14 protein-coding genes are annotated in these 13,549 nt (G+C 64.3%); 7 read left to right on the top strand and 7 right to left on the bottom strand.

All coding sequences use genetic code 11. The features are described from left to right. Positions 1 to 4: 4 nt before the first annotated feature. The 6 genes from MC381_RS07875 to MC381_RS18340 all read right to left on the bottom strand — a co-directional run bounded on the left by MC381_RS07875 (position 5) and on the right by MC381_RS18340 (position 6,478). Positions 5 to 1,468 carry a catalase gene (locus MC381_RS07875; RefSeq protein WP_251977184.1) on the bottom strand — a complete coding sequence of 488 codons (1,464 nt, stop codon included), beginning with the start codon at positions 1,466 to 1,468 and terminating at the stop codon, positions 5 to 7. 407 nt (positions 1,469 to 1,875) lie between these two features. Continuing rightward, complete coding sequence (phnE, locus tag MC381_RS07870; RefSeq protein ID WP_251977183.1) at positions 1,876 to 2,688, bottom strand: phosphonate ABC transporter, permease protein PhnE; 813 nt, start codon at positions 2,686 to 2,688, stop codon at positions 1,876 to 1,878. Then, positions 2,685 to 3,491: a phosphonate ABC transporter, permease protein PhnE gene (phnE, locus tag MC381_RS07865; protein ID WP_251977182.1), complete on the bottom strand. Its 807-nt coding sequence runs from the start codon at positions 3,489 to 3,491 to the stop codon at positions 2,685 to 2,687. Before phnE (MC381_RS07865) ends, phnE (MC381_RS07870) begins: the two co-directional genes overlap by 4 nt. After that, positions 3,488 to 4,303, bottom strand: coding sequence for a phosphonate ABC transporter ATP-binding protein (gene phnC, locus MC381_RS07860; RefSeq protein ID WP_251977181.1), 816 nt, complete (start codon positions 4,301 to 4,303; stop codon positions 3,488 to 3,490). The genes phnE (MC381_RS07865) and phnC overlap by 4 nt, the downstream gene beginning before the upstream one ends. Positions 4,304 to 4,565: 262 nt before the next feature. Next, positions 4,566 to 5,519 (bottom strand): phosphate/phosphite/phosphonate ABC transporter substrate-binding protein, encoded by a 954-nt coding sequence (phnD, locus tag MC381_RS07855; protein ID WP_251977180.1) that lies wholly within the window; start codon positions 5,517 to 5,519, stop codon positions 4,566 to 4,568. A 197-nt stretch (positions 5,520 to 5,716) separates the two neighbouring features. After that, positions 5,717 to 6,478, bottom strand: coding sequence for a GntR family transcriptional regulator (locus MC381_RS18340; protein WP_251977179.1), 762 nt, complete (start codon positions 6,476 to 6,478; stop codon positions 5,717 to 5,719). Between the two features lie 202 nt (positions 6,479 to 6,680). On the opposite strand from MC381_RS18340, the gene MC381_RS07845 reads away from it, so the two are divergent. The 7 genes from MC381_RS07845 to MC381_RS07815 are packed head-to-tail and all read left to right on the top strand — an operon-like array spanning position 6,681 to position 12,338. After that, the gene (locus tag MC381_RS07845) at positions 6,681 to 7,571 is read left to right on the top strand and encodes a carbohydrate kinase family protein (RefSeq protein WP_251977178.1); all 891 of its coding nucleotides are present in this window, start codon (positions 6,681 to 6,683) and stop codon (positions 7,569 to 7,571) included. 14 nt (positions 7,572 to 7,585) lie between these two features. Beyond that, positions 7,586 to 8,455, top strand: a complete 870-nt coding sequence (locus MC381_RS07840) for a BtpA/SgcQ family protein (protein ID WP_251977177.1) — start codon at positions 7,586 to 7,588, stop codon at positions 8,453 to 8,455. After that, entirely contained in the window at positions 8,455 to 9,180 is a 726-nt protein-coding gene (locus MC381_RS07835) for a hypothetical protein (protein ID WP_251977176.1), read from the top strand. The genes MC381_RS07840 and MC381_RS07835 overlap by 1 nt, the downstream gene beginning before the upstream one ends. A gap of 15 nt (positions 9,181 to 9,195) precedes the next feature. Further along, a complete protein-coding gene (locus tag MC381_RS07830) occupies positions 9,196 to 9,543 on the top strand; it encodes a hypothetical protein (protein WP_251977175.1) in 348 nt (115 codons plus the stop codon). Continuing rightward, the gene (locus MC381_RS07825) at positions 9,543 to 10,304 is read left to right on the top strand and encodes an ATP-binding cassette domain-containing protein (RefSeq protein WP_251977174.1); all 762 of its coding nucleotides are present in this window, start codon (positions 9,543 to 9,545) and stop codon (positions 10,302 to 10,304) included. The genes MC381_RS07830 and MC381_RS07825 overlap by 1 nt, the downstream gene beginning before the upstream one ends. Beyond that, positions 10,301 to 11,338, top strand: a complete 1,038-nt coding sequence (locus MC381_RS07820; RefSeq protein ID WP_251977173.1) for an ABC transporter permease — start codon at positions 10,301 to 10,303, stop codon at positions 11,336 to 11,338. The genes MC381_RS07825 and MC381_RS07820 overlap by 4 nt, the downstream gene beginning before the upstream one ends. Before the next feature lie 49 nt (positions 11,339 to 11,387). Continuing rightward, positions 11,388 to 12,338, top strand: coding sequence for an ABC transporter substrate-binding protein (locus MC381_RS07815; protein ID WP_251977172.1), 951 nt, complete (start codon positions 11,388 to 11,390; stop codon positions 12,336 to 12,338). Between the two features lie 54 nt (positions 12,339 to 12,392). Here MC381_RS07815 and solA read toward each other — a convergent pair whose 3' ends face one another. Further along, positions 12,393 to 13,538 carry an N-methyl-L-tryptophan oxidase gene (gene solA / locus MC381_RS07810; protein WP_251977171.1) on the bottom strand — a complete coding sequence of 382 codons (1,146 nt, stop codon included), beginning with the start codon at positions 13,536 to 13,538 and terminating at the stop codon, positions 12,393 to 12,395. Between the last annotated feature and the right edge of the window lie 11 nt (positions 13,539 to 13,549).

Here is a 13,549-nt window from a genome sequence, read left to right as displayed (position 1 = left end):
GTGACTACTCGCCGCGATTGGCCTTCACGCCCTCTTCGATGCGCTGACCGATCGTGGCGTCGACGTTTTTCCAGTACTCGAAGACGCGAGACAGCACCGGCTCTTCGACCCCGCCGGAGACGTGACCGACCACGTTGTTGACCAGGCGGTCCCTGGCCGCGTCGTCCATCACCTTGTTGACCAGATCATTCGCCTGGCTGAAGTCGTCGTCGTCCGGACGCAGCGTGTAGGCGGCGCGCACGAACTCACCGTCCGCCTGCCAGACGGCATCGTCGGGATAACGCGCCGAATCGGCCTCGGAACCGCCCTTGCTGTTAGGCGCGTAGACCGGATCGCTGGTCTTGGTGATCCGCATCCGGCCGCCCTTGCTGTAGCTGTGAAACGGGCACTTGGGCGCGTTGACCGGAATGTCCTTGTAGTTGATACCGAGACGGGCACGATGCGCGTCGGCGTAGGAGATCGTGCGCGCCAGCAGCATCTTGTCCGGCGAAAAACCGGTACCGGGTACCGAATTGTTGGGCTCGAACGCCGCCTGCTCGATTTCGGTGTGGAAATCGGTCGGGTTGCGGTCCAACGTCATCTTGCCCACTTCCTGCAGCGGATAGTCGCTGTGGGGCCAGACCTTGGTCAGGTCGAACGGGTTGATGCGGTAGGTCTTGGCATCCTCGAACGGCATGATCTGCACGTGCAGCGTCCAGGTCGGGTAGTCACCGCGCTTGATCGCATCGAACAGATCACGACGATGATAATCGGCATCGCTGCCGGCCATCTCGTCGGCCTGTTCCTGCGTCATGCACTTGATGCCTTGATCGGTCTTGAAGTGATACTTGACCCAGAAACGCTCGCCTTCGGCATTGACCCACATGTAAGTGTGGCTCGAGTAGCCGTTCATGTGGCGCCAGGTAGCCGGAACGCCACGATCGCCCATCAGCCAGGTGACCTGGTGCGCGGACTCGGGTGCCAGCGTCCAGAAATCCCACTGCATGTCGTGATCGCGTAGGCCGTTGTCGGCGCGGCGCTTCTGCGAGTGGATGAAGTGCTGGAACTTCATCGGATCGCGCACGAAGAAGACGGGGGTGTTATTCCCCACCATGTCGAAGTTGCCTTCTTCGGTATAGAACTTGAGCGCAAACCCGCGCGGGTCACGCCAGGTATCCGGGCTACCCGACTCGCCGGCCACGGTCGAGAAACGCGCGACCATCTCGGTTTTCTTGCCCGGCTGCAGAAAATTGGCCTTGGTATACTGGCTAACGTCGTGAGTCACTTCGAAATGACCAAAGGCGCCGCCGCCCTTGGCGTGAGGCTGGCGATCCGGAATCATCTCCCGGTTGAACGCCGCCATCTGTTCCATCAGATAATGATCGTGAAGAACGATCGGGCCATCGGCACCGACCGAGAGTGAATATTCCTGGCTCGCGACCGGGATGCCGGCATCCGTCGTCGTCGGTTTGCGCTTGTCGCTACTCACGGTGATCTCTCCCTATTCAACGTTGCAGCGCCATTTCGGCGCTACAATGGTCCCCACGCGATCCTCCGCGGCGTGGCTGTCGCGACGGGCTGTGGCCCGCTGTCAGGTTCGCGACGCAATCCTCCTGCTTCCCTCACTCGCCTCGCGCGTAGCTGGCCTCCGGAAGCAGCTGCAGGTGAAGGTATAGTTATAAACCGGGGGCGCTGTCCAACGCCCGAAAAGCGCGAACAGGCGCCAGGAAGCGCAATCGATCGATAGGGCGCAACGGGGAATATCTCGGTCTGTCGCCCCCAAGCCAGACACCACGGGGCACACCGATAGATTCCGGCTTTTTGAAGGCGCTACATTGATAGTTTCAAGCCATTCAATCCATCGCGAGATTTCATCGAGGTTTGGCGAGAGTTCGGTCAGATCATCGCCCGACGCAGTGTCGCCGATACCCATTCACTGACCACCACCGTGCCCAGAATCAGCAGCAGGATCATCGTGACCTGCGGCCACGCCAGCACGTTGATCGATGACTGCAGCTGAAGACCGATGCCGCCCGCCCCGACGAGGCCGAGAATGGTGCTCTCGCGAATATTGATATCCCATCGAAATACGCCGATCGCGATGAAGGCGGGCACGATCTGCGGGACGATCGCATAGTCCAGCACCTGAGCCGGACGGGCACCGGTCGCGCTGATCGCCTCGCCCGGCTTCGGGTCGATCTCCTCGATCGCCTCGTAGAGCAGCTTGCCGATGAAGCCGATCGAGCGCAGCGCGATCGCGACGATGCCCGCCAATAGACCCGGTCCGATGATCGCCACCAGCAGCAGCGCCCAGATCAGCGAATTGATCGAACGCGAGGCGACGATCACGAACAGCGCCGCGGGACGTAGAAATCGCGCCGACGGCGTGGTGTTGCGAGCGGCCAGGAACGCCACGGGAATGGCCATGGCGATACCGCCAAGCGTTCCCAGCGTGGCGATGTTGATCGTGTCCCATAGTGGTGCCATCAGCGCCGGTAGATAGGACCAGCGCGGCGGCACCATGCGACTGCCGATATCGGCAGCCTGCCTCGGCGCATCGCTGACGAAGGCCCAGATGGTATTCTCGGTCATCAGCTGCCAACAGAAGACGAACAGCGCTACCAGCGCCAGCCAGGCAAACCATCGCGTTAGCCGTCTGGCCGCCGACGCCGGCCGCCAGACCTCGCGATAGTGGCCGATATCAGTCATTGCAGATATTTCCTTAGCATGCCGGAGGCGTACTCCGAGACCAGTACGATGGCGATGATCAGCAGTAGAATCGCCCCGGCGCTGTCATAATCGTAGCGGTCGATGGCCGTGTTGAGCGTGGCGCCGATGCCCCCTGCGCCGACAATGCCGATCACCGAGCTCTCGCGGAAATTGATATCGAGGCGATAGAGCGACAGCCCGATCAACCGCGGCATGACCTGCGGGCGTACCGCATAATCGATGAACTGCCACCAGGAAGCGCCGGTCGCGCGGATCGCTTCCGCCTGGCGTGCATCGATCTCCTCGATATCGTCGGCCAGCAGCTTGGCAAGAAAGCCGATGGTCGCGAACGAAAGCGTCAGAAAGCCGGCAAAGGGGCCGAAGCCGAACATGGCGACCAGGAAGATCGCGATGATGATCTCCTGCAGCGCACGGCTGACCGCGATGATCGCGCGACAGAGGAGGTAGACCGGCGCCGGCGTCAGGTTGCGCGCCGCACCGATACCGATCGGTACCGAGATCAGAATGCCGATGACCGTGGCTGTCAGGGTCATGGTCAGGCTCTCGATCAGCCCCTGACGGATATCGCTCCAGCGCGTGACGAAATCCGGCTGCAGAAAGCCGCTCACAAAGCGCTGTCCGCGCTCGAGCCCGCTCAGCACGCGCGCGATGTCGACCTCCACGCTGCCCGCCGCCAGCACCAGATAGAGCAGCACGCCGAACCATAGCCCCCAGCGCCAGCCGCGATGCTTGACGAGCCGCGGGGGCCGCCGCCAAGTCGATGGATACGCGGTCTCGCTCATGCCTCGGCCCCGGACAGCCGCTGCGACGGCTCAGCGTCGTCCTGCTCGTCGTGCTCGCGACGCATGGCCTGCCAGTCGTCCGCGCCGTAGATCGTCGACAGGGTCGTTTCCTCCAGCTGCGCCGGCGCGCCATCGAACACGATCTCGCCGTCGCGCAACCCGATCACCCGCTGCACGAACTGTCGGGCCAGCGGCACGTCATGGATATTGACGATGGCCGGCAGCCGGCGCTCGGCGCAGATCTCGGTCAATAGCCGCATGATCTGACGACTGGTCTTCGGATCGAGGCTCGCCGTCGGCTCGTCTACCAGCAGCAAGTCGGGCTCCTGCGCCAGCGCCCGAGCGATACCGACACGCTGACGCTGGCCGCCGGAGAGCGCGTCGGCGCGCTTGTCCGCGTGCTGAAGCAGACCGACGCGATCCAGCAGCGCATAGGCCCGGCGAACATCCTCGGGGGGAAAGCGACGTAGCCAGCTACGCCAGAACGGCACGTAGCCCAGACGTCCGGAGAGCACGTTCTCCATGACGGTGAGCCGCTCCACCAGCGCGTACTCCTGAAAGATCATGCCGATTCGCCGGCGCTGGCGACGCAGCGCCCGCTGGCCGAGGCGGGTCAGATCGATCTCGCCCAGCATCACGCTTCCCTCGCTTGGCACGACCAGGCGGTTGATGCAGCGGATCAGCGTCGATTTGCCGGCGCCTGAAGGGCCGATCAGCCCCACGATTTGGCCCCGCGGTACGCGAAACGAGACCGACGACAGTGCAACGTCACCGGTACGGTAGGCCTTGGACAGGCCCTCGATCTTGAGCATCTGGTCTCTCACTCCGGCGCTCGCGCCTCCTCATGGCCCCCCCGTGCGCGATCACGCCCGCACGCTCAGATTGGTGTGCCACGAAAAGACAAGCGGATGACGGTAATGACGTCCGCTCGCGAGCGGTTGTAGTTGTCATGTCCGGCGGTGTGTGCGGCCTCCGCCGCGCTGAAGTCAAAGCGCTGAAGCCAGGGCCCTGGGGCAGAGCGCCGAAACCAGCGCATCGAGATCAGGGCTTCGGAGCCGCGTCACCGCGCGTTATTCAATCGCACGAGTAGCGAACGCCGTTGGCGTCGTCGATGGTACGAATGACCTGCCAGTCGTCCTTGAAATGGATCTCGATGAACTGGCTCTCGCCGCCGTTGCCGAACTCCCGCTCGAGACCGGAACCGTCCCAGTCGAAGGTGAAGAAGGCCTCACGGATCTTCTCCTGCAGCTCGGGCTTCAAGTTGTAGACCGTACCGTAGCCGGTGGTCGGAAAGGTCTGCGAGCGGTAGATCGAGTCGACCTGATCCGCCTCGATGACGCCGCGGTCGATCATCCGCGTCATGACCGAATTAGCGACCGCCGCGGCGGGATAATCCTGATGGGCGACGCCCAGAATCGAGGTATCGTGCGCACCGGAAAAAACCGGCTCGTAATCCGCCCCCGCCTGCATGTCGAACTCCGACTTCAGGATCGCCGACGGCGCCTTGTAGCCGGAGTTGGAAGTTTCGGAGGTGAACGCCAGTTCCTTGCCCTCGAGATCCTCGACCGACTCGATGCCGGAGCCCGGGTAGGTGATGATCTCCATTTCGTAACCGAACGAACCATCGTCCGCCGCCATCATGGCGAAGGGTCGAAACCCGGCACAGGCCACGGCCAGCGGATTGGAGCCCGTATTGAAACCGGCCACATGCAGGCGACCGGCTCGCATCGCTTCGATCTGCGCCGCGTTCGACTGCACCGGGAAGAACTGCACCTGCTTGCCGGTCACCTCGGCCATGTGATCGAGAAAGCCCGACCAGACATCGGCATAGACCGCAGGATCCTCGACTGGCGTATAGGAAAAAATCAGCGTATCGGGGTCGATCCACTGCGATTCATCGCTGGGAATATCGGCGACCAGATCGCCGTCGCTGTCGCGGTAGCGTTCGCTGAGCGTGAAGTCGGCAAAGGCAGGCAGCGCGAGCGAGGCGCCAAGTAACCCCGTCAGGAGAGAAGTCTTCAATGTCATGGTGTTGTCGTCCGGTCTGGTTCCCTGATGTACCGGGAACGCTACCGCGACGACGATGACAGTTTGACGACAGACCAAAGAGATCCATCGGCAGTACCCATGGTTGCCGGCCTGGTGCCGGCCCCATCGGTTTAGCCGCTGATAACCAGGGATGGTAGGGAGGACTCGCGCCGCAATTGTCGCCGACTCAGACTTACCTAGAGATCGAGACGGAACCGGTAGCGATCGGCGCGGTAGGTCACGACGGCATACTCGATCGGCAGTTCGCGCCGATCTCGAGCAACGCGACTGGCGACCAGCACAGGCGCCTGGGCATCGATGTCGAGCAGCTCGGCCAGTGTCTCTTCTGAGCGCTTGGCTTCGATGTACTCCACACCACCGATGATCTCGATACCGAGATGATCGGCAATCCATTCGTAAAGCGACCCTCGGCTCAGGAAATCCGCTTCCGGCGGCGCCGTCTGATGCATGACGTCCGAGCGAATCCAGGAGCGAGAGTGTCCGATGATGCGGTCGTTGGCCATCAAAATGCGCTCGGAAAGAAAGACCCGGTCATGAGAAGCGATGCCGAGCGCCAGGGCGACCTCTTCCGAGGCCTGACGAAAGCCACAGGACAACACCCGGAAGGATGGCGTCAGGCCGCGCTGAAGCATGTCCTCGGAAAATCCCGAGAGCCGAGTCAGGGGCTGCTCCACGCGCAGATCCGCAACGACCGTTCCCGAACCGGGGCGGCGTGTCACCAACCCTTCCGATACCAGCTGGTTGAGCGCATTTCGCGAAGTCGTGCGACTCACGCCGAAGACCTCGTTGATCACCGACTCCGTGGGCAGGAAGTCGCCCGGCGAGAATTCACCATCGCGGATCGCGTCTCGCAGCCATTCCGCGATCTGCTTCCAGCGCGGCCCGGCATGGTCCTTAAGCACTCGCGCGCGCCACCCCTCTGTCTTGTCGCCTGTCACACGCCCTCCCGTTCCCGGTTCACGATGATCCTTCTGATCCCGCTCTTGTCCTGTTCTTGGTCGCCTACTATCGGTCGCCTACTCCCGATCGCCTCCGCGTTTTCGCTCACGGAGGCCAAGCTGGCGCTTGACAGTCTAACGATCGGGCGCCTAATTTGTAATTACAAATTAATGCCAAAAACAATACATATTGACCTTATCCATGACCCGAATCCTCGTCATCGGCGACATCAGCCTGGACCTCACGCTGACCACGCCCCACGTGCCTGCCCCCGACGAAAAAGTCGTCTGCCACGACCTCAAGGAGGGGCTGGGCGGCGTTGCCGCCAATACCGCAATCGCCGCGGCCCGTGCCGGCGTCGACGTCGTCTTCGCCGGCTGTCTCGGCGATGACGACGCGTCGCGCGCCGCGCGTCACGCCCTGCAGGACGCTCCGCTCGAGTTACGCCTGAGCGTGCGGTCTGGTGCATTGTGCCGCGCCGTCACGATGGTCGAACCCGCTGGCGAAAAGCGCCTGCTGCTATACCCAGGCCTCTCGATCTACCCCCCTCGCGACGCGATCGAGGCACTGGATCTCGACGACATCGATCACCTGCATACCGCGATCTACGGTGATGCCGGCTTTCGACTGATCGAGCGCGCGCGAGACCGTGGCATTACGTGGTCGCTCGATCTGGAGCCAGCAACGTTCCCCGACGGCATCACGCAGCTGGCCTGCGTGATCGAGGGCGCCGAGTACGTGCTGGTCAACGACCGCGCCGCCGAGGCCATCGGCCCCGACGCCGTGGGCAGCCTGGTCGATATGGGCGCTCGGCATGTCATCCGTACGATGGGCGCCAAGGGTGCGAGCCTGCACGACGCTGGCAAACGCCAGATCGCGCACGTCGCCACGCCCGAGGGACTCCCGATCGTCGATACCACCGGCGCCGGCGACTGTCTGGCCGGCTGGCTACTACGGTCCCGACAAGCCGGGCACACGCTCGAGACAGCGCTCACCGACGCCGTCATGGCCGCCACCCGCGCCTGCGGCCGACTCGGCACGCAGGACGCCTTCCCCTACCACCCCTCCGTCCAACAAGAGATCACAACGTGACGACTACGCCTCCCGTGAATTCTACGCCCCGCGTGACCACTACACCTCCTCGCGTCATGCCGTCCAAGACCAATGTGCTGGAAAAGCTGTTCCCACGTCCCAAGCCGATCATAGGCGTGATTCACCTCGCGGCACTGCCGGGCGCACCGCGCTACGACGGCACACCGGTGCGCGAGATCTATCGTGCGGCCGTGCAGGACGCCCTGACGCTCGCCAACGGCGGCGTCGATGGCATCATGATCGAAAACGCCGGCGACATGCCGTTTTCCCGCCCGGAGGATATCGGCTACGAGACCGTCGCCTGCCTGACGGCTGCCTGCGAGGCGGTGATAAACGCGGTCGACACGCCAATCGGCATTACCTGCGTGGCCAACGGGGCCCTGCCGGGCATGGCCATCGCCAAGGCCGTCGGCGCCAAGTGGGTGCGTGTCAATCAGTGGGCCAATGCCTACGTCGCCAATGAGGGGCTGCTCAACGGCGATGCCGCCCGTGCCCTGCGCTACCGGTCCAACATTCAGGCCAAGGACGTCGCCGTGCTGGCGGACGTCCACGTCAAGTTCGGCGCCCACGCCATCACCGCCGACCGCTCGATTCCGGAGCAGGCCACAGATGCCGAATGGTTCGATGCCGATGCGCTGATTGCCACCGGCACCCGCACCGGTTCGCCGACCCAACCCGACGAGGTCAACGATGTCAGATCCGGCACCCACCTGCCGGTAATCGTAGGCTCCGGGCTGTCGCCGGAGCAGGTGCCGTCGCTGATGGCCGTCGCCGACGGCGCCATCGTCGGCCAGTGGCTCAAGCACGATGCCTGCTGGTGGAATCCCGTCGACCCGGCACGCGTTGACCGCCTGATGACAGCGATGGAGAAGGTGCGCGGCTGATGGACAATCTCACTGGCGATACCCAGGTCTTCCAGAGCGACGATGCGGCCGCCGGGCGCGCCTGTGTCGTGTTCACCGCCCAGCGCCAGGACGTTCTGCCGGGCGTCTACGAGGCATGTCACCGCGATGCCATTCTCGAGGTGCTGGCGTCCCTGGAGCAGGAAGGCTGGGTGCTCTCCCAGCGCCGGCTCTTCGACGGCGCGGCCCCCGAGGCCGCCGTGGCGCTGGATACCGGCTTCACCCATTCGCACGACATCGCCGGCATCTTCGAGGCGCCGAACCTCGATGCTGCGCTGGAGGGCACGATACGTCTCGAGCAAGCCGGTTGGGCACGACGCTTCGCGACGGAGTGGATGATCGGGCTGCGCGAGTTCGCCCCGATCATGGGCAAGGGCGAGCATCACGACCATGGCTGGGCGTTCATCGCGCTATGGGAATGGAACGATCCGTGGTGCGAAGCGACGCCCGCCGAGCGCGATGCCTACGACCTGGAGTGCGACGAGGCCTTCCAGGGGGACCTGGATCACTCGGTCAATATCACCGGTCGCTCGCGGCTCGATGTCGGCCACCACTGGCATCACATCGGCTATTGGGAAATTCCGGACCCGGATACCGCCGATAGTGCCATCCGCGGCCATGAACGGGTCGCCGATTTCAAGTTCACCACTTCACGTCACATCGTCGGCAGGGTCCGCCCCCTGTCGCAGCTGATTCAACCTGCCTGAGGCGTCGTTACGGCCATGACAAGCACAAGCAACGATACGCTCCGCGATAGCACCGATTCCGCCCGTCATCTCTGGATGCACTATGCCCGCCCGAGACCGCACTGGTACACGCTCGACGAGACACGTCAGAAAGGCCTGAACGTCACCTGGCATGAGATCCGATCCCAGGCGAAGCAGCAGGGCGCGGTGTTCCAGGGGCGCTTCCATATCCGCGGCCAGCATGACTTCGAAACCGTCGATATCTGGCGTTTCCCTTCCAGCCAGCACGCCTACGACCACTGGCAAGCCCTGGTCAATGCCGGCTACAGCGAGTACTTCGCGTTCTCCAACAGTCTGGGGCTCGACACCGGGGAGACTGCCTGATGACCACGCCACTGCTGGAAGCGACCGATATCCATCGTACCTTCGGGCACGTGCAAGCCCTGCGTGGTGCCAACTTCAGCGTCATGCCAAATGAAATCGTCGCGTTGATCGGCGACAACGGCGCGGGCAAGTCCACGCTGGTCAAGATTCTCTCCGGCGCCGACAGGCCGGATACCGGCAGCATCCGGGTGGCGGGCGAAACGATGCACTTCGGTTCGCCGTATGACGCCCAGCAGGCGGGCATCGCCACGGTCTTCCAGGATCTGGCGCTGGCGCCTGATCTGCCGCCGGCCGAGAACCTGTTTCTCGGCCGCGAGCTGGTGCGTCCCGGCTTCGCCGGGCGTCTGGGATTTCTCGATCGCCGCGCCATGCGCGAGCGTGCCGCCGAGCAGTTCCAGCGTCTCGGCGTGCATCTCAAGTCCGACCGCGTGGCCATCGAGACCCTCTCCGGCGGCCAGCGCCAATCGGTGGCGATCGCCCGCGCCGCCATGTGGGCGCAGCGGGTGATCATTCTCGATGAGCCGACGGCGGCGCTGGGCGTGGTGCAGACCCAGCGCGTGCTCGACCTCGCCAAGCGGGTCCGGGATCAAGGCATCTCGGTGGTCCTGATCAGTCACAACATGCCGCAAGTGCTCGATGTTGCCGACCGAGTGCAGGTACTGCGTCTCGGGCAGACGGTCGCCAACCTCGATGCCTCGAGCGCCAGCGTCGATGACCTGGTGCGCGAGATGACCAGCGGTACAGCGGAGGAAGCAGCATGACGACAACCACGGCCGAGGCGCCCACCCGGCGCGATACCGGCGATCTCTTGTTCCGGACCTTGACCGGCGGCTGGATTTTCCTGCTGCTGATCGTGCTGCTGTCGATCTTTCTGGTGCTGCGGCCCGAGCAGTTCGGTTCCGCCTACAACGTCCAGCAGCTCACCATCAACGCTGCGATCTTCCTCGTGCTGGCGGTCGGTCAAACCTACGTCATCATCTCCGCCGGCATCGATCTCTCGGTGGGCTCGGTGCTGGTCTTCTCGTCGGTGGTCTCGTCCAAGCTGATGCTCTACCTGGCTGGCGATGGTGGCACCAGCTTCGGCACCACGGACGCCGGCTGGGGCATCATCCTCGTGGGCGTGGCCGCGGCCGTGCTGGCCGGCATGGCCTGGGGACTGCTCAATGGCTTCCTGATCGCAGTGGCCAGGATTCCGGCGCTGATCGTGACCCTCGGCACCATGGGCATGGCACTCGGCGGGGCGCAGATCCTGTCCGACGGCGTCGACGTGCGCGCCATGCCGGAACGTCTGGTCAACGATATCGGAGCCGGCAGCATCGCGGGGATTCCGGTGCTGGTGCTGATCGCCGCTCTCTGCGTGGTGGTGGCCGGAATCGTGCTGCACAAGACCCGCTATGGCCTCCAGGTATTCGCCGTCGGCTCACACATCGAGGCGGCCCGGCGCAGCGGTATCGCGGTCAATCGCCGGCTGATCTCGGTCTATGCCCTCTCCGGCGCGATGGCTGGCATTGCCGCAGTGATGGCGAATGCGCGTTTCGGCACCACCACGATCAACGGCCATGTGATGGACAACCTGACCACCATCTCCGCGGTGGTGCTCGGCGGAACCAGCCTGTTCGGCGGCGCCGGCAGCGTGTTCGGCACCGTGGTCGGCGTATTTATCCCGATCATTCTGCTCAATGGCTTCGTGATCATGGGGATCCCGCCGTTCTGGCAGACGGTTGCCATGGGCGCGGTGCTGATCCTCGCGGTCTGGGTCGATCAACTGAAACGTCGTCTGCGCAAGCGCGGCTAGTCGGCCGCGGAAATCGTACCGATCGCAACAACAACAAAGGAGTCACACCATGAAATGGTCTCAATCCCGATGGGTACTCGGCCTGATCCTCGTGAGCTTGAGCCTGTCATCCGTTCAGGCGCAGGAGAAAGGTCGCGTGTCGCTGGTGCTCGGCACCAAGGGCAGCCCCTTCTATCAGTCCCTGCAGTGCGGGGCCATGGCGCGCGCCGATGAGCTGGGGCTCGATCTGAGCGTCTCCGCCCCCAACCGCTTTGCCGCCGACAGTCAGATACCGGTGATCAACGCCGTAGCCGCCACCCAGCCCGACGTCGCCGTCATCGTGCCGACCGACATGCAGGCGCTGGTCATGCCCGTGCGTCAATTGGCACAGCGCGGCAGCCAGATCATCACCGTCGATCAGACGCTGGCCGATACCTCGCTCGTCGAGACGCAGATCCTGACCGACAACGAGGAAGGCGGGCGCATGGCGGCGAGGCAAATGGCCGAGCTTCTCGCGGACGGCGGCAAGGTGCTGGTGATCACGCAGCCGCCGGGCTCCATCGCGCAGGATGCCCGAACCCAAGGATTCGAAGCGCAGCTCGGCACCCAGGCGGGCTTCGACTATCTTGGCGCCCAATACCAGGCCAACGATCCGCAGAAGGCCGCCGAAATCGTGACCTCGACGCTGTCGGCGCATCCGGATCTGGCCGGCATCTTCGCCACCAACGATCAGGGCGCGATCGGCGCGGTCACCGGCCTGCGTCAAGCCGGCGCCCTCGGCAGGGTCAAGATGATCGCCTACGATGCAGCCTCGGCGGAGGTGGCGGCCTTGAAGAACGGCGCCATCGACGCGCTGATCGCGCAGGACCCGGCTCAGGAAGGCCGCGTGGCCATGGACTCTGCCGCCGCGTTGATCAACGGTGAGACCTTGCCGGCCACGACGCTGACCGACATCGTGGTCTTGACGGCCGACGATCCGGCGCAAGCCGATCAATACGAATACCAGGCCGATTGCCTGTAGGGCGCGTTCGGGGAACCGGCGAGCGTCCTCGACGTTCGCCGGTCGGCCACCGGCTCAGCCGCGGAAGCGCCCGGCGCCGAACGCGTCGAGCTCGGGCGAGGCCTGACCGCTTGCCAGCCACTGGCCCAGCGACTCGCCCAAGGCACTGGCGAACTTGAAGCCATGGCCGGAGAAGCCGCCGGCGACGATCAGACCGGGTAGCGGCTCATCGATCAGGAAGTGTTCGTCCGGCGTGCGGATGTACTGACACACCGCGCCCTGTTTGAGCTTGCCGACACCCGGCAGATAGCGATCGATGACCTGCTGCAGCTCGGGCAGATCGTCAGGATGCTCGCCGAAGGCCTGCATCTGCTCGCCCGGCGCTAACGGCTGGCCGCTATCGTGACGTCCCATCTTGAAACCGGCACCGTCGATATCGGGAAACCCGTAATAGATGCCCAGTTCGTCGTCGGTAAGACTGAAGCCGGCGAAACGCTCGGGCGCGTAGCGCGCGTCCGCCTTGAACCAGGCGAAGGTCTTGCGCACGCGGGTCAGTGGCAGATCGATACCCAGCGGTGCCACCAGCGGCGCCAGATGCTGACCCGCCGAGAGCAGCAGCCGCTCGGCACTGAAGCGGCGACCGTCGGCACAGCGCACCTCGTAGCCACCCCCGGCCCGCGCGTCGATCGCCACGACAGGCGCCCGGGCGGTAAGCGTGACATTGGCACTTGCCGCCACGCGCTCGCGCCAGCAGTCGAGAATGCGCTCTACCCGCAGCACGCCCGCCACGCGCTCGAAGGCCACACTGGTCGCTCCGTCCAGCTGCCAACCGGGCCAGCGCAGCGAGGCAGCCGTCCCATCTAGCACCTCCAGCGCCAGCGCATGAGTCTTCGCGCTTGCCGCCACCTGACGCACGAAGGGCGCCGCGGCCGGCCCGATATTGGTGATACCCGTCGGCAGAAACAGTGACTCACCCGTCGCCGTCTCCAGCGCGCGCCAGCGCTCGAGCGCACGCACGGCAAGCGGTACATAGCCCGCGCCTTCGCCATAGGCGAGACGGATCAGACGTGTCTCGCCGTGATGCGCCCCCTGGTCGTGCGGTGGGCTGTGTGCATCCAGCACGCGAACGGCAGCAGCGCCGCTCTCGGCCAGCCAGTCGGCGGCGGCCAGCCCCATGCTGCCACCGCCGATGATGAGAATATCGGAATGATTCGAGTGCATCTCTCTTCGCT

Origin of the sequence: Salinicola avicenniae (genome assembly GCF_023736115.1) — a bacterium.
Taxonomy (GTDB): domain Bacteria; phylum Pseudomonadota; class Gammaproteobacteria; order Pseudomonadales; family Halomonadaceae; genus Salinicola; species Salinicola avicenniae.
The sequence above is the reverse complement of the archived record's forward strand: the minus strand, read 5'-3'. Positions and strand labels throughout refer to the sequence as shown.